At 28.6% G+C, this 18,724-nt stretch carries 18 protein-coding genes and 1 other annotated feature; of the genes, 7 read left to right on the forward strand and 11 right to left on the reverse strand.

Annotated features, from left to right (window positions below; translation table 11 throughout):
- Window positions 1-78 precede the first annotated feature (78 nt).
- On the forward strand, window positions 79-285 hold the full coding sequence (locus tag AC2JAQ_RS10470) for a DUF378 domain-containing protein (RefSeq protein WP_423237483.1): 207 nt from the start codon (window positions 79-81) through the stop codon (window positions 283-285).
- 44 nt (window positions 286-329) lie between these two features.
- Here the strand turns inward: AC2JAQ_RS10470 and AC2JAQ_RS10475 are convergent, their stop codons facing one another.
- Window positions 330-2,075 (reverse strand): phosphoenolpyruvate carboxykinase, encoded by a 1,746-nt coding sequence (locus AC2JAQ_RS10475; protein WP_488456411.1) that lies wholly within the window; start codon window positions 2,073-2,075, stop codon window positions 330-332.
- A 195-nt stretch (window positions 2,076-2,270) separates the two neighbouring features.
- On the opposite strand from AC2JAQ_RS10475, the gene AC2JAQ_RS10480 reads away from it, so the two are divergent.
- A complete protein-coding gene (locus AC2JAQ_RS10480; RefSeq protein WP_488456412.1) occupies window positions 2,271-3,125 on the forward strand; it encodes a ComEC/Rec2 family competence protein in 855 nt (284 codons plus the stop codon).
- A gap of 54 nt (window positions 3,126-3,179) precedes the next feature.
- Here the strand turns inward: AC2JAQ_RS10480 and AC2JAQ_RS10485 are convergent, their stop codons facing one another.
- Window positions 3,180-3,863: a ribonuclease H-like domain-containing protein gene (locus AC2JAQ_RS10485; RefSeq protein ID WP_488456413.1), complete on the reverse strand. Its 684-nt coding sequence runs from the start codon at window positions 3,861-3,863 to the stop codon at window positions 3,180-3,182.
- 185 nt (window positions 3,864-4,048) lie between these two features.
- On the opposite strand from AC2JAQ_RS10485, the gene AC2JAQ_RS10490 reads away from it, so the two are divergent.
- From AC2JAQ_RS10490 to AC2JAQ_RS10500, 3 genes are read left to right on the forward strand one after another with little or no spacing between them, the layout of a single operon-like run.
- Window positions 4,049-4,267 (forward strand): FeoA family protein, encoded by a 219-nt coding sequence (locus tag AC2JAQ_RS10490; RefSeq protein WP_423237487.1) that lies wholly within the window; start codon window positions 4,049-4,051, stop codon window positions 4,265-4,267.
- A 37-nt stretch (window positions 4,268-4,304) separates the two neighbouring features.
- Window positions 4,305-6,068, forward strand: coding sequence for a ferrous iron transport protein B (feoB, locus tag AC2JAQ_RS10495; RefSeq protein WP_488456414.1), 1,764 nt, complete (start codon window positions 4,305-4,307; stop codon window positions 6,066-6,068).
- A 13-nt stretch (window positions 6,069-6,081) separates the two neighbouring features.
- Window positions 6,082-6,231 (forward strand): FeoB-associated Cys-rich membrane protein, encoded by a 150-nt coding sequence (locus tag AC2JAQ_RS10500; protein ID WP_164813314.1) that lies wholly within the window; start codon window positions 6,082-6,084, stop codon window positions 6,229-6,231.
- Between the two features lie 45 nt (window positions 6,232-6,276).
- Here the strand turns inward: AC2JAQ_RS10500 and argS are convergent, their stop codons facing one another.
- Window positions 6,277-7,974, reverse strand: a complete 1,698-nt coding sequence (gene argS, locus AC2JAQ_RS10505; RefSeq protein ID WP_488456415.1) for an arginine--tRNA ligase — start codon at window positions 7,972-7,974, stop codon at window positions 6,277-6,279.
- A gap of 101 nt (window positions 7,975-8,075) precedes the next feature.
- Window positions 8,076-8,277: a binding site (T-box leader), on the reverse strand.
- 172 nt (window positions 8,278-8,449) lie between these two features.
- On the opposite strand from argS, the gene AC2JAQ_RS10510 reads away from it, so the two are divergent.
- Window positions 8,450-9,958, forward strand: a complete 1,509-nt coding sequence (locus AC2JAQ_RS10510; RefSeq protein WP_488456416.1) for a Ppx/GppA phosphatase family protein — start codon at window positions 8,450-8,452, stop codon at window positions 9,956-9,958.
- 34 nt (window positions 9,959-9,992) lie between these two features.
- On the opposite strand, the gene AC2JAQ_RS10515 is transcribed toward AC2JAQ_RS10510, so the two are convergent.
- From AC2JAQ_RS10515 to AC2JAQ_RS10525, 3 genes are all read right to left on the reverse strand, one after another.
- Window positions 9,993-11,207, reverse strand: a complete 1,215-nt coding sequence (locus tag AC2JAQ_RS10515; RefSeq protein ID WP_488456417.1) for a CapA family protein — start codon at window positions 11,205-11,207, stop codon at window positions 9,993-9,995.
- Window positions 11,208-11,371: 164 nt separating this feature from the next.
- The gene (locus AC2JAQ_RS10520) at window positions 11,372-11,995 is read right to left on the reverse strand and encodes a site-2 protease family protein (protein WP_488456418.1); all 624 of its coding nucleotides are present in this window, start codon (window positions 11,993-11,995) and stop codon (window positions 11,372-11,374) included.
- A 236-nt stretch (window positions 11,996-12,231) separates the two neighbouring features.
- A complete protein-coding gene (locus AC2JAQ_RS10525; RefSeq protein WP_488456419.1) occupies window positions 12,232-13,611 on the reverse strand; it encodes a PhoH family protein in 1,380 nt (459 codons plus the stop codon).
- Between the two features lie 206 nt (window positions 13,612-13,817).
- Here AC2JAQ_RS10525 and AC2JAQ_RS10530 point away from each other — a divergent pair, with 206 nt between their 5' ends.
- Window positions 13,818-14,432, forward strand: coding sequence for a 3'-5' exonuclease (locus AC2JAQ_RS10530; RefSeq protein WP_488456420.1), 615 nt, complete (start codon window positions 13,818-13,820; stop codon window positions 14,430-14,432).
- A gap of 37 nt (window positions 14,433-14,469) precedes the next feature.
- Here AC2JAQ_RS10530 and AC2JAQ_RS10535 read toward each other — a convergent pair whose 3' ends face one another.
- The 5 genes from AC2JAQ_RS10535 to AC2JAQ_RS10555 all read right to left on the reverse strand — a co-directional run bounded on the left by AC2JAQ_RS10535 (window position 14,470) and on the right by AC2JAQ_RS10555 (window position 18,691).
- Window positions 14,470-14,799 (reverse strand): single-stranded DNA-binding protein, encoded by a 330-nt coding sequence (locus AC2JAQ_RS10535; protein WP_488456421.1) that lies wholly within the window; start codon window positions 14,797-14,799, stop codon window positions 14,470-14,472.
- Window positions 14,800-15,047: 248 nt separating this feature from the next.
- Window positions 15,048-16,478, reverse strand: a complete 1,431-nt coding sequence (gene purB / locus AC2JAQ_RS10540; RefSeq protein ID WP_488456422.1) for an adenylosuccinate lyase — start codon at window positions 16,476-16,478, stop codon at window positions 15,048-15,050.
- A gap of 250 nt (window positions 16,479-16,728) precedes the next feature.
- Window positions 16,729-16,989, reverse strand: coding sequence for an HPr family phosphocarrier protein (locus AC2JAQ_RS10545; protein WP_003459789.1), 261 nt, complete (start codon window positions 16,987-16,989; stop codon window positions 16,729-16,731).
- A gap of 94 nt (window positions 16,990-17,083) precedes the next feature.
- Entirely contained in the window at window positions 17,084-18,277 is a 1,194-nt protein-coding gene (locus AC2JAQ_RS10550) for a pyridoxal phosphate-dependent aminotransferase (protein WP_488456423.1), read from the reverse strand.
- 153 nt (window positions 18,278-18,430) lie between these two features.
- Window positions 18,431-18,691, reverse strand: coding sequence for a stage V sporulation protein S (locus AC2JAQ_RS10555; protein ID WP_003459803.1), 261 nt, complete (start codon window positions 18,689-18,691; stop codon window positions 18,431-18,433).
- Window positions 18,692-18,724: the final 33 nt, after the last annotated feature.

Raw genomic sequence — 18,724 nt, forward strand, 5'->3', positions numbered from 1 at the left:
ATTTCTTTTTTATATATGAATAAAATATATTTTTCTACTAATAATATTAACATATTCTTAGTAAAGGATGTGTTAAAAATGAAAACATTAAATATTATTGCCCTTACTTTAGTAATAATAGGGGCATTAAACTGGGGTCTTGTAGGCATCATGGATTTTAATTTAGTAGATTTAATATTTGGAATAGGATCTATTTGGAGTCGAACTATTTATGTATTAGTAGGTCTAGCTGGCCTATACTGTTTATCATTTTACGGTTACCTTAATAGTACAAAAGAACAGTAATAAATTTATATCCCTATTAGGATTCCTAATAGGGATATCTTTTTCTACATTTTTTCAATTATATCAAAAAGTTCTATAGCAGCCTTTTTAGGTCCCTCTTTTTCAAAACCAGAAACACCTAAGCAAGTCTTTATTTGACCAACTCTAACATTATTATTAAACATATCTTCAAAATATCTATCTATTATTAAATCCATTTTCTCTTTTTTCTGAACTGGTCCAAATGGATTTGCAAAATATGACTCTACTAATCCATTTTCTGTAGTAGTTCCTTTTGCCATTCTCGCTCCAGCTTTGAAAACTTTTTTTGCCTCTTCTGGATTTTTGAAATATTCAATTGAGTTTTCTCCATCCATTAAACCATCATAATTGTTTGCATAAAGGAAAAGATCAACATCATAACCTTTTATTATTTCATCATACTTACAAACTGGCATAACAAGTCTTGCATTTATTTTATCTGGATTCATAAATATACTTCTATCAATCTCTTTAAAAGCATATCCTTGGTCTAAATCATCAAGCCTTACAAAGGCACCAATTTCTGTTCCATATCCCTTAATAACACCATCAACATTCTTAAACACTCCCATGTCATCAAATATTATAGTCATATCACTTATATATTCTTCACTTAGTGTTCTAAATGCTTCTAAACTCTCAGACTTTCCAGCCCCACTATCTCCCATTATTACAACATTAGCTTCTTTTCCATTTTTAAGAACAACATTAACCATTGCTCCGTGTATTGGCATATATCCTCTTTTTATCATTATTATATTGTGTAGAGTTAAAATCATTTTCTTCATATATCCAAAATAATCTATTTCTTCACTATAGTTAGCATATCCTAACATTATATTGTTTTTTTCATCATCATAGAAGCAAGTCTTTACATCCTCTTCATCATCCTTAGCCCCAAATACATAAACTATATCTGGTTTTATTCCTCTACACTCCTCAGGTGTTGCTAAATCAAATAAATTACATAGGCTTATTCCATGAGACATAAAATCTCTATGGAAATATACATAAGCTAATAATTCTCCTACTTTAGCTGGATAACAGAACCATTCTTCATTATTTATATGAGCACCACTTAATGGATTCTCACTTATTTCTGAAAATATTCCATCTCTAGTATTCTTATTGGGATAAGTTATAAATGGTGCCTCTAAAGATATTGCATCTATAAATGGAATATTTTCTAATATAGCGTATTCTCTTGGACTTGGCCAAATTATATTATTTACCATAATCCCTGCATTTCCACCTGCAGAAACTTGCCTAAGTATATTAGGCATATTTCCTAATAAATTCTTTTGAATTCTTCTATAAAATCTTAATACAAGATCATTAAAGCTTCTATTTGCATCCACAAATCCTACTGCGGCAATTCCATCTTTTACTTTATTATTTTGAATAACAGTATACCTTTCTAATTTTCTCCAGAAAGAATAAACATCATCTATAACACTTGCAAAAGATTTTTTATCTTCAAGCAAACCTTCAAAAGCTTCATTAACAACTAATACCTCATCAGCCCCCATCATGGATAATAGTTTTAATGTACTTATTAAGTACCTTGATATTACCTTTACATCCTCAGCACCTGTAGTTTCACTTAAGAATCTAAAATTATGACTTTTTTTCTTCTTAGCCTTTTTTAAATAAGCTTCTAAAATTCTTCTGAATCCTTCACTATTTATTATTGACTCAAAACTATCACAATATTTAGCAGTGAAGTTCATTGTCACTTTTCCATGCTTTAAGCAAAATTCTTTTTTCATATTAAGCCCCCTTTTTAATTAATACATTTGTCAAAATGTATTATCTCCAATTCAATTATAACACTAAAGTTGTATCTTTTCAAAATATCCCATTATTTATTTTAATTGTAATTATAAACTTGTTATGATTAGTTTATTAATTGAATAATAGGTTAATAATGTACTATAACTTATTTTTTAAAGGAGTTTTTATAATTGAAAGTTACAACTAGGAAATTTAGCTTTTTTTTAATTATTTTACTTTTAACATCAATATTTTATTATTCATCCTCATATTCAATTCCAAATTATGACTTTATGATTCATTACATAGATGTAGGACAAGGAGATTCTGCTTTAGTTCAAAGCAACAATAAAAATCTTTTAATAGATTCAGGTCCACCAGAGTCCTCTGAATCCCTTGTAAAATATTTGAAAAGTTTTGGAATAAAAAAACTTGATTTTGTTATAGCGACACATCCCCACGCCGACCACATTGGAGGCATGCAATCTATTCTTAAGGAATTTAATGTGAGTTACTTTTGTGCACCTAAAGTCACTGAAAATACTGATATATTTAAAAATATGATTAAAGCTTTAAAGGAAGAGAATACTTCCATAAACACGCTATCTTATTCTAATTCTCACCCAATAGATTTAGGTGAAAATACTAAAGTAGAGATATACTCTCCTTTAAATAAGGAATATGATAATATAAATAACTATTCACCTCTCCTTAGAATATCTTATGGCGAAACTTCATTTTTGTTTACTGGAGATGCAGAAGCTGATGTTGAAATGGAAGTACTAAAATTAAATAAAGATTTAAAATCAGATGTGTTAAAGGTCGGACATCATGGTAGTATTACTTCAACAACCGATTCATTTATAAAAGAAGTTTCTCCAAGCATAGCTATTATATCTTCATCATTAGATAATTCCTATGGCCATCCATCTCCTCAAATTTTAAATAAACTTTTGGATAATAAAATCAAAATTTTTAGAACTGACGAAGATGGAACAATCATTCTCTCCTCTGATGGGAAATCTATAAAAAGACACAAAAACTAAAGGCACCAAACTTGGTGCCTTTAGTTTTATAGCTTTATATCCTATAATAAACTATTATTCCTTAGTTTCTTCAACTTCACTGTCGTCTTCACTAATTAATATCTTTTTCCAACTCAATAATATGTAAAATAAATTTACAACATCCTGTTCATTATAAATAAGTATTTTCTCAACCTTTTCCTTTGGCATTCTTTGAAAATACTCTCTATCTTTTAAAACTTTATGAAATGTTTTTGCTAAATTTGAACCTGAAAGAACATCACCTTCTCTTTCAATACCAAATTTTTTTTCTAAAGCCTTAAGACCTATCCCTTGCTTAAAAGTATGCTCATAAATTTTCTGTATATCCACAGATCTAAAGTAATTATTAAAATCAAAATTTATTCCATATTTATCAAACAAATAATTTATAACTGTAAAGTCATTATTACCAGAAAAAGTTACTATGTACTTTTTCTTTTTCTCCGCAGCAACCATTATAAAATATTTTTTTGCTAAGTAAAGAATATCTCTTACTTCTCCCTTATGTTCTATCATATATTGGGTCGTCATGAACTTAGATTTTTCCTCGTCATAATATCCCGCTCCAAAAACACCTATACACTTAGGCTTTTTATATACATAGTGTTCCAAATCAAAATATACAGCCTGTTTATATATATCATAATTTTCATTAAAAGATAGGGCATTACTAAGATCTAAATCATTTATATCTATTTCATGCTCTTTTATGATCACTTTATCACTCTTTTCTTATATAAACTTATAACAAAAATATTATATCATTATATCACTCTTTAGTTAAGTATTAATAAATATTAATTGAATTTTTAATTAATAGCATTTGCTAATTGACAAATTCTTGCCAAGTTGATATAATTTAAATGAATTTGATAATGATTTTCATTAGTGAGGTGCTTAAGATGAGTATATATGATTTAAAAATTGGACAAGCAGGTGTTGTAGATAAAATTTGTGGACATAATGGTTTAGCTAAAAGACTTCTTGCTTTAGGATGCATAGAAGGAACTGAAATTAAACTTAAAAGAGTTGCTCCACTTGGAGATCCATTAATAGTAAATTTAAGAGGATTTGATTTAGCAATCAGAAAAAAAGATGCTAAAAATATAATTTTAAAATAATAAATAAAATAGAATAATTAAACTAGGAGGAAAACTAATGACAACAATAGCTTTACTCGGTAATCCTAACGTTGGTAAAACTACTTTATTTAATGCCTTAACTGGCTCTAACCAACACGTAGGAAACTGGCCAGGTGTTACAGTTGATAAAAAGGAAGGTTTTTTCAACTCTAACAAAATAGTTGATTTACCTGGTATATATGCTTTAGATACATTCTCTAACGAAGAAAAGGTATCTAAAAAATTCTTAGAATCTGGAGAAGTTGATTTAATATTAAATATAGTAGATGCTTCTAATCTAGATAGAAACTTATATTTGACCATGCAACTTAAAGAATTTAAGAAACCAATAGTATTGCTTCTTAACATGAACGATATAGCCGAGAAAAAAGGAATTAAGATTGATCCAAAAAAATTAGAAAAAGCTTTCAACCTTAAGGTAATTCCTATAACAGCCTCTAAAAAAGAAGGATTAGATGAAGTTAAGGAATTCTTAAATAAAGGCAATTTTGATAAATACTTAGACAAAAATACTTACTCATTTAAAGATGAGGCTAATACTTATAAATTTATTGAAGAAAAACTATCAAGTTGTTTTAATAGATCAAATAGTTCTTCAACTAACTTAACAGATAAATTAGATAAAATATTTTTAAACCCATGGCTTGCATACCCATTATTTATAGTACTTATGATTTTTGTATTCCAATTTACATTCTCATGGGTTGGACAACCTATTTCAGATGCTTTAGATGGATTTTTAAGTGATACTTTCATGCCATACTTAAGTAATCTTTTATCAGGTACAGCTCCATGGTTCCAATCATTACTTGTTGATGGTATTGTAGCCGGTGTTGGAGGAATCATAGTATTATTACCAATAATATTAGCATTATTCTTATGTATTTCAATATTAGAAGATAGCGGATATATGGCTAGAGTTGCATTCTTAATGGACAAATTCATGAGAAAAATAGGTCTTTCTGGAAAGGCTTTTCTTCCTATGATAACTGGATTCGGATGTACAGTTCCTGCTATTATGTCAGCTAGAACTTTGGAAAGTGAAAAGGATAGAAAGCTTACAGCTCTTCTAGCACCATTTATGTCATGTAATGCTAGATTACCTGTATATGTAATATTCGCTGGATTATTTTTCCCAGAAAATGCATCTATAGTTGTTGCTTCTTTATATATACTAGGTATAATAGTTGCTTTCATATTAGGGCTAATATTTAAAAATACTTTATTCAAAAAAGATGAAGAACCTTTTATTATAGAACTTCCTGAATATAAAGTACCAGAAATTAGATCTGTATTAGGTCAACTTTGGGATAAATCAAAAAATTTCTTAAAAAAAGCTGGAACTATTATATTTGCAATGAGTGTTGTTATTTGGTTCCTTCAAAGTTTCAACTTCGGTGGAATGGTTGAAGATATAACTCATAGTTTCTTATATAATATAGGTTCATTTATAGCTCCTATATTCGCTCCATTAGGATTTGGTGATTGGCAAGCCTCAGTTTCATTATTAACTGGATTAATGGCTAAAGAAACTATAATCTCAACAATGGAAGTTATTTATAAAGGTGACTTAGTTCATATGTTACCACAATTCTTTACAGCTATTTCTGCTTACTCATTTATGGTATTTGTATTACTTTATACACCATGTATAAGTGTTGTGGGTGTTATGAAGAAAGAATATGGTGGTAAATTCACAATTTTATCAGTAATATTCCAATTTGTAGTTGCTTGGGTAAGTGCCTTCATAATTTATCATATTGGTTTATTAATATTTTAAAGAAGGTGTTTTTATGGAAATTTTTATTACAGCTTTAATAGTAATAGCTGTTGTGTTTATACTATATAAAAACTTTAAAAAATCATCTAAAGGACAATGTAGTGGTTGCAGTGGATGTGCTTCTAAAGGAAGTTGTCCTAGTAGAAAAGATAATAAAAAATAAAAAAATAACCAATTCCATTTGGAATTGGTTATTTTTTATTATAAACTACATCTTTTCAACTACATTTATTCCTATTAAGAATAAAGCATTCTTAATAACTTGTGCAGTAGCCTTTATAAGTGCAAGTCTTGCTGCCTTTAATCCTTCATCTTCAACATTTAAAACTGTATGATTGTTGTAGAATTTATTGAAAGCTTTAGCTACTTCTATTGAATATCTAGTTACAACTGAAGGCTCTAACTTATCGATTCCTAGTATTACAGCCTTTTGTAATCCTTCTAAAGTCTTAGCTAACTCAAATTCTTCTTTTGAAGTTAATTTTGTGAAGTCTGGCTCAGCTGTTATATTTTGCTCTTCAGCCTTTCTTAATATACTCTTAGCTCTTGCATATGAGTATTGAACATAAGGACCAGTCTCTCCTTCAAAGCTTAGCATCTCTTTCCAATCGAAAACTATATCTCTTTCTCTTGAGTTCTTTAAGTAAGTGAATAATATAGCACCTATACCTATTTTCTTAGCTGCCTCTTCTTTATTTTCTAATGAAGGGTTCTTTTCTTCTATAGTCTCTCTAGTTTTATCTATAGCCTCATTTAATAAGTCTTCAAGTAAAACTACATTACCTTTTCTTGTTGAAAGTTTTCTATCTGCAAACTTAACTAATCCAAATGGAATGTGTACGCAGTTTTTAGCCCATTCATTACCTGCTAACTCTAATGTTTTGAATACTTGATTAAAGTGTAATATTTGATCTTTACCAACTACATATATACATTTATCAAAGTCGTATGTTTTGTGTCTGTACATAGCTGCTGCTAAGTCTCTTGTTGCATATATTGATGCTCCATCTGATTTAACAACTATACAAGGTGGCATATTGTACTCATCTAACATTACAACCTTAGCTCCATTACTTTCAGTTAATATATTAGCTTTTTCTAACTCTTCTACTACTACATCCATCTTGTCATTATAGAAACTTTCTCCAGCCCAAGAATCAAAGTCTACCCCTAACATACCATATATTTTATTAAACTCTTTTAATGATAAGTCTTTAAATCTTTCCCATAAAGCTACAGCTTCAGCATCTCCATCTTCAAGCTTCTTGAAGTACATTCTTCCTTCGTCCTCAAGCTCTGGATTATTTTCAGCCTCATCATGGAATTTAACGTATATTCTTAAAAGTTCAGTTATTGGAGCCTCTTCTAAAGCTTCTTCATTACCCCATCTTTTATAAGCAGATATTAATTTACCAAATTGAGTTCCCCAGTCTCCTAAGTGGTTTATTCTTATTGGGTTATATCCTTCAAAGTTTAACATTCTATATAATGAATGTCCTATAGCTGTTGTGAATAAGTGTCCAACGTGGAAAGGCTTAGCTATGTTAGGTGATGAATACTCAACAACAACATTTTTTCCCTCTCCTATTTTAGAAGAACCGTAGTTATCTCCCTCTTCTAAAACTTTATTTATTACATTCTTTGAGAAAGCCACTTTATCAACAAAGAAGTTTAAGTAAGGTCCTAAGCATTCTACTCTTTCAAATCCCTCTTTGTTTATTTTTTCAGCTAACTCAGCTGCTATCATGTTAGGAGCTTTTCTCATAACCTTAGCTAATTGGAAACAAGGAAATGCAAAGTCCCCCATTTCTGGTTTAGGTGGTATTTCTATAAGTTTTTCTATGTTTTCTAACTCTAGATCAACATGCTCTTTAATTCTTTCTGCAACTAACTTTTTGTAATCCATAATTATCCTCCTTATTATATCTGATTTTAAAACATATCACATAATGACATTATTGCCAAAATATAAATTTATTTACAATATAAAAAACCGCCTCTTTGAAACAAAGAGACGGATATATCCGCGGTACCACTCTAATTGGTTAAAAACCCACTTTATAAGTTAACGCATAAGCGACATTTTAATAATACAATATTAAAATGCAATCTCAGAGGCTCTCTTCATCTATACTATTCTATAAGGCTTACACCATCCCTTACTCGCTTAAGAAATCATAAAGACTACTCTTCTCTTCACAGACTTTTTATATTATCTTTTCTTAATTATTATATTATTTTACCTTAAATACTGTCAATATCCTCTTTTATTTATTATTAATAAAGTTTTATTTTAAAATACCCATTGAAAACATCTTTGAAATTCTATAGTATCAGTATTATAATCAAATTATATTTTAAACAAGTAGAGGGGAAAAGAAATGGATAGAATAGGAGTAATAGATATAGGTTCGAACTCAGTAAGGTTAACTCTTGCAGAAGTTGAAAACTCTGGATATTTTAAAATAATTGATGAATTAAAAGAACATATAAGACTTGGTTCTGATTTATTTGCTTGTTCAATTATAGATGAAGAAAAAATTAAACTTACAATTTCATCTATAAAGGCTTTTAAATCTATGTGTATCTCTTGTGGTGCATCAAAAATAATACTTATCGGTGCAGAAAGCATAAGAGAATTAGATAACAAAATAAACCTTAAGGAAATAATAAAGAACGAACTTGGATTAGACCTTAGAATTTTATCTAATGAAGAAGAAATTCATTATAACTTTTTAGGAGCAAAAAACTCTCTTTATATAAATAATTCTCTTCTTTTAGATATAAACGGAAATAATACTCACATATGTTGGTTAAAAAACAATGAAATTCATAAAGAGATTACTCTTCCATTTGGATATGTAACATTAACATCAATGTTCCAATTAAGTGACATGATTGGATATGAGAATAATACAAACTGTGTTAAATATATTGAAGAGCACCTTGAAGAAATATCTTGGCTTAAAGATACTAAGTTTAATTCTGTTATAGGTGTTGGAGGTTCTTTTAGAAACCTTGGTAAAATGGATAGACGTAGAAAAAGATATCCCATTGATATAGTTCATAACTACGTTCTTTATGATTATGATATAGATGAAATGTTTCATCTTTTAAAGAGTAAAAATCTTCGTCAAAGAAAGAAAATTGAAGGACTTTCTCCAGCAAGAGCTGATGTTATAGTTGCTTCCACAAATTTAATAAAAGAAGTTTTAAGCTTTACTGGTACCAACGAAGTAATAATCTGTGGTCGTGGGCTTAGAGAAGGACTTATATATGAATATATAACAGATACATTCCATAATAATGATGATATTTTAGATGTAAGTTTAAAAGGAATTATGGACACTTTAAATATAAATATTCCTCACGCTAAAAATGTATGTAAGCTTGCATTTTCATTATTTGAAGGTTTAAAACCCCTTCATCATTTAAATGATGAATTTAAAAACATACTAAAAACCTCATCATTACTTCATGACTGCGGTATAAGTATAAGATACTATGATCATCATGTTCATTCATTCTATGTTATTTTAAGTTCTCATATAAATGGATTAACTCATAAGGAAATATTATTAAGTGCTTTATGTGCTGCTTATCATAGAAATAACTCTTATCAAGCACCACTTGCAAAATATTCTACTATAATAAATAGACTTGATTTAAAGCATGTTGAATATTTAGGAATTATTCTTAAACTTGCTGAAGGATTAGATAGAGGATTAACTGGTCATGTAAAAAATCTTGATGTAATAATTAACGAAGATACAGTTACATTAAAACTTTATTCTGACTATGACCTAGATTTAGAAATCCGTCAAGCAAAAAGAAGCTCTAAAGCATTCTCAGAGATTTATAATAAAAAGTTAATTATTGAAAAAGCATAATAAAAGTCTACAGGAGAAAGTTCTCCTGTAGACTTTATCTTTCTACTAAACTCTTAGTTGATTCTAGAGATTTCTTTAATTCGCTTATAACATTTTTATCTAATTCTTTTCCTTTTTCACTATTTAATGTTTCTTCTATAGGTAATATATAATAGTCTGACTTTTTATTTTCTTTTGGAATTTTATAAACCCAAGTTGGAGTATATCCCCATCTCTCTATTTCTACTCCCTTTCTAGTTTTATCTAAAGTTAAATTTAATATAATTCCATCTGCTGTTCTTCTATCTCCCATAGTTTCTTCTCTTTGATTTGAAATGAAGTTTCCTAAGGAATAGGCTACTAATGTCTTATGACCATCTTCCCTCTCAAGCTCCCTTATGGGTTGTATAACATGAGGATTGCTTCCTAGTATTAAATTAACTCCATACTCATTTAAAGCCTCAGCTATTTGAATTTGGTACTTACTAGGTTCACTATTATACTCTACACCCCAATGCATACCAAAAACTATGAAATCTGCTCCTTCATTCTTCATTTCTTCTATTAGAGATTTCATTTCCTCTAATCCCTCATCTAATTTATTATAATTGAAAGTGTTTAGAGTACTATTTTCAGAAATTTTATTACCATTTAACTCTCTTTCTTTACTTTCATAAGTGTAGGATGTAAATGCTATTTTCATTCCTTTCACTTTTTTAATGATATACTTTTTATTTCCAATGGAACTCATTATCTCATCTATTTTTTCTTCGGTTCTAATAATTCCCTCTTCTCCCTTATCTAAAGAATGATCAGTTGCTACATTTATAACATCAAAGCCTGTCTCTCTTAAAGTTGTTATCATTGAATCTGGACCATTATAAGAAGGATACCCTGAATATCCTTTTTCTTCGCCACTATACGTTCCCTCTATAGTTCCATAGGCTATATCACTCTCTTCAATAAAACTCTTTATATATTTGAAATTATCTATAAAATCATAGGCTTTATTTTCCTCATTATATGCTGACCATATTTGCTCATCATGTAATATTATGTCTCCTACTGCACTTATTTCTACTTTTCTTCCTAGACTAAATAAATCAGAAAATCCTTTTTTATCTTTTTCTTTTGTAACTTCCTTTTCCTCACTAGCTGCTCCCTTTGTAGTTACAATGTTATTGCTTATAAGACTATTAGCTATTAAAACAGAACAAACAATAACTAGAGAGGCTAAAATTATTTTCATTGCTTTAGACATTCTTATCATATTCTCACCCCTCTATATATTACCATATTTTTACATTTTATTTCAATTATCTTTATATAAAAAAATTAGATTAGATAATAAACTTGAAAACAACTCATAAATTAAGAGTTATTTTCAAATTATAAACCTAATCTAACTAAAGTATTATAAATTTCAAATTATCATTAAATAAATAAACCACCTATAGAATATACAAAAATCATAGCTAATTGAGATGGTATAGCTAATACATATCTTCCAAGAAGTATTATAGCTATAAGTATAGGATAATAATATTGATATACTATTCCAGATAACTTATAGAATAATTGAGGTTTAAGATCCTCTAAAATTCTAAAACAATCAAGTCCTGGCAGTGGTAATATATTAAATACGAAGAAGTTTACATTTAATATTATTATATACTGTAATATTAAGAATATTATCTGAGATAAATCTCCGCTTATCCCAAAGAATCTTAAGTATAAACCTGTAAGTATTACTCCAATTATAGCAACAACTAAGTTTGAAAGCCATGCAGTTGTATTAACTTTAAGAGCATCCTTCTTTGGATTTTTAAATGCATATTTATTTATCTCTACAGATTTACTCCAACCAAATCCAAAGAAAGCCATCATTATGGCACCAACTATATCAACATGTTTTAATGGATCTAAAGTCAATTCTCCTTTAAACCTTGGTGATTTATCTCCTAATTTATCTGCCATTTTGGCACGAGTATATTCTTTAACTGAAAAAGCTATTAATATTGCCGGAATGCTAAGCAATGCGTTTAATAAAAATTGCATAATTAAGACCTCCTTATTTTGTATCTTAAATTATACCATAAATTTCTTTATTTTATTATGTGGTAAACTTAATAATTTATTAATTTTAGGTTCTCTTTTAAGTTAATATTAGTTTCTATCTTTTTTAAAAGCTTTATTTTAGGTGAATGTTGTTAGCTAGCCCTTCAGATTTAGTTTTAAAGCACGCAAAATAGAGGGTTCTTTCCTTTTTATAAATAAAGAACCCTCATAATCAACTATAATCTCTTAGCTGCTTCGTAAGCTAATTCACTTCTTTCGCACTCATCATATTTCAAAGTAACTTGATAACAAAGATGACTACCCTTCATTTTTTCTGATGCATAACATAGTCCATTACTTCTTGAATCTAAAAACGCTTGGTCTATTTGTTCTGGATCTCCAATCAATATTATTTTTGATCCCTCTCCAGCTCTTGTTATAATAGCTTTAACTTGCTTTGGTGTTAAGTTTTGAGCTTCATCTATTATAATCCAGTTCTTTATTATACTTCTTCCTCTTAAATAGGCAACAGCTTCTGTTGTTATTATTTTTCTATCAAAAAGCTCTTCTATTTTATCATTTAACTCTCTTTCATTAGAATATCTTGCCTTTTCATCTGAATCTATTAAAATTTCTAGGTTATCATATATAGGTCTCATAAATGGAGCTATTTTTTCCTGTTCAGTTCCTGGTAAATATCCTATTTCTTCATCCATTGTTACATTTGGTCTACATACTAAAATTCTTCTATATTGTCCACTTTCCTCTTCTAATATTTTTTGTAATCCGACAGCTAAAGAGAATAATGTCTTAGCAGTACCTGCAGGTCCTTTTATAATTACTAAAGGAGCTTTCTTAGCATCAATACTTAAACACTCTAACATAAATTTTTGCCCAACATTTCTAGGAGATATCCCCATTATATTGTTATTATCCTTATATATTAAAGGTCTAACAACTTTTCCATCAAATCTTCCTAAAGCTGTTTGTTTGCCATTATCATTACAATGTATTATTAAGAACTGGTTAACTTCAAGTTCTGGTTCTACATAGTTTTTATTTGCCTCATCATACAATGTTAAATCCTTTTTTTCTATTACTTTATTTTTAAAGAATTTACTTAAAGCTTCAGAGCTTGTGTAAACTTCCATTCTTCCACTATACTGTTCTTCAAATTCAGGTACCACAACCTCATAAAAGTCTTCTGACTTTATGCCTACTGTATCAGCCTTTATTCTTTCAAATATATCCTTAGTTATTAAACAAACATCCTCTCCTGCTTCTTTTAAAGCCTTACATATTTGTATTATTCTATTATCAGGTTTACTTATATTCCACGCTTCTGGTATTTCAGTATTATAAAAATTAGTTACTACTTTAAGTTTCCCTCCTCCAGGTAAGTCAACACCTTCACTTAGAGAACCATTTAATCTTAGCTTATCCAGCTCTCTAGCAACATTTCTTGCATTTGCCCCTAAATCATTGTTCATTTTCTTTATATTGTCTAATTCTTCTAGAACTACTTCTGGAATAATAACATTATTATCAGCAAAAGAATATATAGCTCCTGGTGAATATAACAATACATTGGTATCTAATATATAAGTTTTCTTCAAAACAATCACTCCTTTAGAATAATACAGCTATAATAAGCAAACTTGATTTTCATTTGTTTATATATTAATATTTAAGAATACTCAATATAATTCTTAAATATCGATATTTTATAAGCAAAATTTATAAATTATAAATTCGATTTAATTAGTAAGACTTTTAGTTTATACTATTCTATAGATACTAAGCATATAGGAGGCTTTACATAATGAAATTACTTTTTTTTGATACAGAAACTACAGGAGTTAAACCTGGAAGCATATGCCAACTTAGTTACATCCTTGTAGATACTTCAACTAAACCTCAAACAACAATAGGTAAAAATGTTTTCTTCACAGTTGATGATATGGAACCAGAGGCTGAAAGAATACACGGTTTTTCTTTAGAAAAATTATATGAATTAAGTGAAGGAATGTATTTTGAAGATCTTTATACTGACTTTATAAATGACTTCCTAGAAGCAGATTTTATAATAGGACATAACGTTCAATTTGATATAAAATTCTTAAAACACGAATTATTGGGACTTGGAGAATTCTTTGAGCCTAAAAATGTATTTTGTACTATGAAATACTACAAAGATATATGTAAGATATTAAGACCTACTGGGGATTATAAAAACCCTAAACTTGAAGAGGTAATTAAACACTTAAAAATAACTGATATTGAAATAAGTGAAACTGCTAATAAATACTTTAAAGGTAGTGGAAACTACCACGACGCTAGATTTGATACAGCAGCAACATACCTTACTGTAATAAATGGAATAAAAAAAGGATTAATTCCTAGAAATTATTTTTCAAATTTATTAGAAAAAAAATAAAAAGATATATTTTAAAAATATATCTTTTTTTAGTTTGCTATGAAATTTCTTTTTCTTTTGCTTTATTTAGAAGATTTATATTAGAGGTATTTATATTAGTATAGTATCTAACTTCTCCACTTTCACTCTCATATCTACTTTCTACAATCTCTCCACTTACAGAAACCAAATCACCAATATTAACATATTTCTCTAAAAATTCTACTGTGGATTTACTCCATGTTATTACGCTTAAAAATGTAGTATTTTCTTCTCTTCCATTAAAACTATTCACAGCTATTCTAAATCTCACATACTTCTTTTGATTTTTAGACTCTTTCACCTCAATTTTTGTAGCGATTCTTCCAATAAGATCAACTTTATTCATGAATTTTCACTCCTTAAATTTTATTTACTTAGAGTATTGACCATATCTAAGAGTCTCAAACATATGTTCTTTAAAAAATTTTTATCAAATTAACTTATATAACATAAAATTAAATATTACAATATATTCCTACTTAAATAAATATTATTTTTAGCAATGAATAATTTAATATTATAATTTAAAATAAAGCACTATATAAAAAAGCTATTAGAGAAAATATCTCTAATAGCTTCTTAATTAACTTTATACTAAACTGTTATGTTACTACTTAAGTTAGCAGCATCTTTATTAGCTTCTATTATAGGGTCTACATATTCATCTATAAACTCTACAACTTGGCTTGGAGCTCTTCCAATGAACTTAACTGGATCTATTATAGCAATAATTTCTTCTTTTGAAAGATTAAATGAATCATCATTTATAATTCTTTCTATTAAATCATTATCAAGTCCTTCGCCTTTAACTCTTTGTGCTGCATCCATAGAATGAACTCTTATTCTTTCATGAAGTTCTTGTCTATCTCCACCTTTTTTAACTGATTCCATCATTATGTTCTCAGTAGCCATAAATGGTAATTCTTGATTTACATGAGCTGCAATAACTTTATCATAAACAACCATATTCTCAGCAATATTTATATAAAGATTTAAAACACCATCTAAAGCTAAGAAAGCCTCTGCAACAGCTATTCTCTTGTTAGCTGAGTCATCTAAAGTTCTTTCAAACCATTGAGTTGAAGCCGTAATAGCTGGATTTAATGCATCTACAATAACGTATCTAGCTAAAGCTCCCATTCTTTCACTTCTCATAGGATTTCTCTTATATGCCATAGCTGATGATCCTATTTGATTTTTTTCAAATGGCTCTTCTACCTCTTTCATACTTTGAAGTAATCTTAAATCATTTGAGAATTTATATGCACTTTGTGCAACTTCTGATAATGTATTTAATATTATAGAATCTAATTTTCTTGGATATGTTTGCCCAGTAACTCCAAAACTCTTTTCGAATCCCATTTTTTCAGCAACAATCTTATCTAAAGCCTTAACCTTACTTTCATCCCCTTCAAAAAGGTTCATAAAACTTGCTTGAGTTCCTGTAGTACCTTTTACACCTCTTAACTTTAAAGTTGATAATAAATGGTCTATATTCTCTATATCCATTACTAAATCTTGCATCCATAATGTAGCTCTTTTACCAACTGTAGTAAGCTGTGCTGGTTGGAAATGAGTAAATCCTAAAGTTGGCATATCTTTATACTCTAATGCAAACTTCTTTAAATTATTTAAAACTGCAACTATTTTTTTCTTTATTAATAATAAAGCATCTCTCATTATTATTACATCTGTATTATCTCCAACATAGCAGCTTGTAGCTCCTAAATGTATTATACCTTTTGCTGAAGGACATTGAAGTCCATATGCATGAACATGACTCATAACATCATGTCTTACTTCTTTTTCCTTCTTTATTGCTTCTTCATAGTTTATATCTGAAATATGACTTTTAAGCTCTCCTATTTGTTCATCAGTTATATTTAAACCTAATTCTTTTTCGCCCTCTGCTAGAGCTACCCATAATTTTCTCCATGTTGAGAATTTCATATCATCTGAGAAAATATATGACATTTCCTTTGACGCATATCTTGAATTTAATGGTGTGCTATATAAATTTTTCACTTTGTACCCTCCTAAAGCAGCAATACTAATTATACCTATATTATACCATAAGGCAAGTCTAATATAAATAAATTTATAAGTTTTTTTGCTTATCATTCGTATTTTCCATGTTTTAAACCACAAAAACAGTATTATCTATGTATAAATGTACGTATTTTATCTATATTTATAGTTTTTGAAAAACTCTATAAAATTATTATGTAAATTTATAAAAAATAAAAGGACTCCCCAAGGAATCCTTTTACGAAGATTACTCTTCTAAATTTTCGATTAACTTAGCTATTTCTTCAGCTGCTAAAGCTTCATCATCACCACTAGCGATAACCTTAACATTAGCATCTTTAGAAACTCCTAATGATAAAACTCCTATTAAGCTCTTAACATTAGCTTTTTTTCCATTGTACTCTAAGCTTATGTCTGATTTGAAAGCTGAAGCTTTTTTTACTAGTAAAGTTGCTGGTCTAGCATGTAAGCCTGTTGAATTTTTAACTATAACTTCTTTAGTTACCATTATAAACACCTCTTTACTTTTATTTGTTATTTAACAATACTAACTTCTTAATTATACTCATTTTTTTAGAAAATTTCAACAACTTAAAAAAAGATTAATCTCTATTCATTATTTTATTAACAAATTTTTTTATCCTATTTAAGCCCTTTATTATTTCCTCTTTAGAAGTAGCGTAAGACAATCTTATAAAATTATCTTCTCCAAAAGCTATTCCTGGTATTACAACAACATTTTCTTCTTTCAATAATAAATTAGCAAATTCCATTGAACCTTGTATATTGCCTTTTTCTAAAACTTTAGATATATCAATCATTACATAAAAAGCACCCTTAGGCTCTATAAATGTAAGTTCATCTATATAACTTATAATATCTATCATAAGATCTCTTCTTGAACTAAATTCTTTAACCATTTCCTCTATAGTTCCTTGCTCTCCTGTTAAAGCTTCTAAAGCTGCAAATTGAGCTATACTATTTGTATTTGATGTTATATGACTTTGAATATTATTCATAACCTTAACCAACTCTTCATTATAGCAAGCTGCATAACCAATTCTCCATCCTGTCATTGCATATGCTTTTGAAAATCCATTTATAACAATAGTTCTTTTAAAAGCATCTTCATTTAAAGAAGCAATGCTTATGTGCTCTTCTTTTCCATATATAAGTTTTTCATATATTTCATCAGAGATTATTATAAGATCATTTTCCTCAGCAAATTTTGCAATGGTTTCTAAGTCTTTCTTTGAATACACAGTTCCTGTTGGATTGTTAGGTGAATTTAAAACTATAGCCTTTGTTTTATCACTTAAAACTGACTTTAATTCATCATAAGTTACTTTAAAATCATTTTCTTTCTTTGTTTCTATAAAAACAGGAACACCATCACTTAACTTAACTAATTCGGGGTAACTTACCCAATAAGGTACTGGTATTACTACTTCATCTCCAGGATTTAAAATTGCCATAAATACATTTGCTAAAGATTGCTTAGCACCTGTTGAAACAATTATATTTTTAACTTCATAACTTAATTTATTTTCATTATATAATTTTTTTGCTATGGCTTCCTTCAATTCTACTATTCCAGATGTTGCTGTATATTTTGTCTTACCTTCTTTCATAGCTCTAGTAGCGGCTTCTATTATATTCTTAGGCGTATTAAAATCTGGCTCACCTACTCCAAAGCTAACTACATCGATACCTTCTTTTTTTAACTCTCCAGCCTTAGCTGTTAAGGCTAAAGTTAATGATGCCCCAATACCTTGTGCTTTTCTAGATAATATCATCTAATCCCCTCTTTACTGCTTATTTTTTATTTAATTACGCTTACAATATATCACTTTTATTCTTTAAAGTAAACCAATAAAAAATACTGCTACAAGTTAAAATACTCATAGCAGCATCTATTTATTTACCAAATTTAGTTCCTCTTTAAACTTTTATCTTGGTTGTATTATAAGCTTTATAGCTGTTCTTTCTTCACCATCTATTTCGATGTCTGTGAATGCAGGAATACAAACTATATCTTTTCCACTTGGTGCTACGAAACCTCTAGCTATAGCTATAGCTTTAACTGCTTGATTTATAGCCCCTGCCCCTACCGCTTGTATTTCTACAGTGTTTCTTTCTTTTATTATGGCTGCTAGTGCGCCTGCTACTGAATTAGGATTTGATTTAGTTGATACCTTTAATACTTCCATTATATAAACCTCCTAGATATTTTTAGGATACGT

Source organism: Clostridium sp. LIBA-8553 (assembly GCF_057782465.1).

What these genes read in the sequence shown, in the direction of transcription:
- AC2JAQ_RS10500 (WP_164813314.1), top strand. Translation starts at nt 6,082, where the DNA reads ATGGAAATTTTTATTACAGCTTTAATAGTAATAGCTGTTGTGTTTATA.
- feoB (WP_488456414.1), top strand. Translation starts at nt 4,305, where the DNA reads ATGACAACAATAGCTTTACTCGGTAATCCTAACGTTGGTAAAACTACT.
- AC2JAQ_RS10520 (WP_488456418.1), bottom strand. Translation starts at nt 11,995, where the DNA reads ATGCAATTTTTATTAAACGCATTGCTTAGCATTCCGGCAATATTAATA.
- AC2JAQ_RS10545 (WP_003459789.1), bottom strand. Translation starts at nt 16,989, where the DNA reads ATGGTAACTAAAGAAGTTATAGTTAAAAATTCAACAGGCTTACATGCT.
- AC2JAQ_RS10535 (WP_488456421.1), bottom strand. Translation starts at nt 14,799, where the DNA reads ATGAATAAAGTTGATCTTATTGGAAGAATCGCTACAAAAATTGAGGTG.
- AC2JAQ_RS10490 (WP_423237487.1), top strand. Translation starts at nt 4,049, where the DNA reads ATGAGTATATATGATTTAAAAATTGGACAAGCAGGTGTTGTAGATAAA.
- AC2JAQ_RS10470 (WP_423237483.1), top strand. Translation starts at nt 79, where the DNA reads ATGAAAACATTAAATATTATTGCCCTTACTTTAGTAATAATAGGGGCA.
- AC2JAQ_RS10555 (WP_003459803.1), bottom strand. Translation starts at nt 18,691, where the DNA reads ATGGAAGTATTAAAGGTATCAACTAAATCAAATCCTAATTCAGTAGCA.
- AC2JAQ_RS10515 (WP_488456417.1), bottom strand. Translation starts at nt 11,207, where the DNA reads ATGATAAGAATGTCTAAAGCAATGAAAATAATTTTAGCCTCTCTAGTT.
- AC2JAQ_RS10510 (WP_488456416.1), top strand. Translation starts at nt 8,450, where the DNA reads ATGGATAGAATAGGAGTAATAGATATAGGTTCGAACTCAGTAAGGTTA.
- AC2JAQ_RS10530 (WP_488456420.1), top strand. Translation starts at nt 13,818, where the DNA reads ATGAAATTACTTTTTTTTGATACAGAAACTACAGGAGTTAAACCTGGA.
- argS (WP_488456415.1), bottom strand. Translation starts at nt 7,974, where the DNA reads ATGGATTACAAAAAGTTAGTTGCAGAAAGAATTAAAGAGCATGTTGAT.
- AC2JAQ_RS10475 (WP_488456411.1), bottom strand. Translation starts at nt 2,075, where the DNA reads ATGAAAAAAGAATTTTGCTTAAAGCATGGAAAAGTGACAATGAACTTC.
- AC2JAQ_RS10550 (WP_488456423.1), bottom strand. Translation starts at nt 18,277, where the DNA reads ATGATATTATCTAGAAAAGCACAAGGTATTGGGGCATCATTAACTTTA.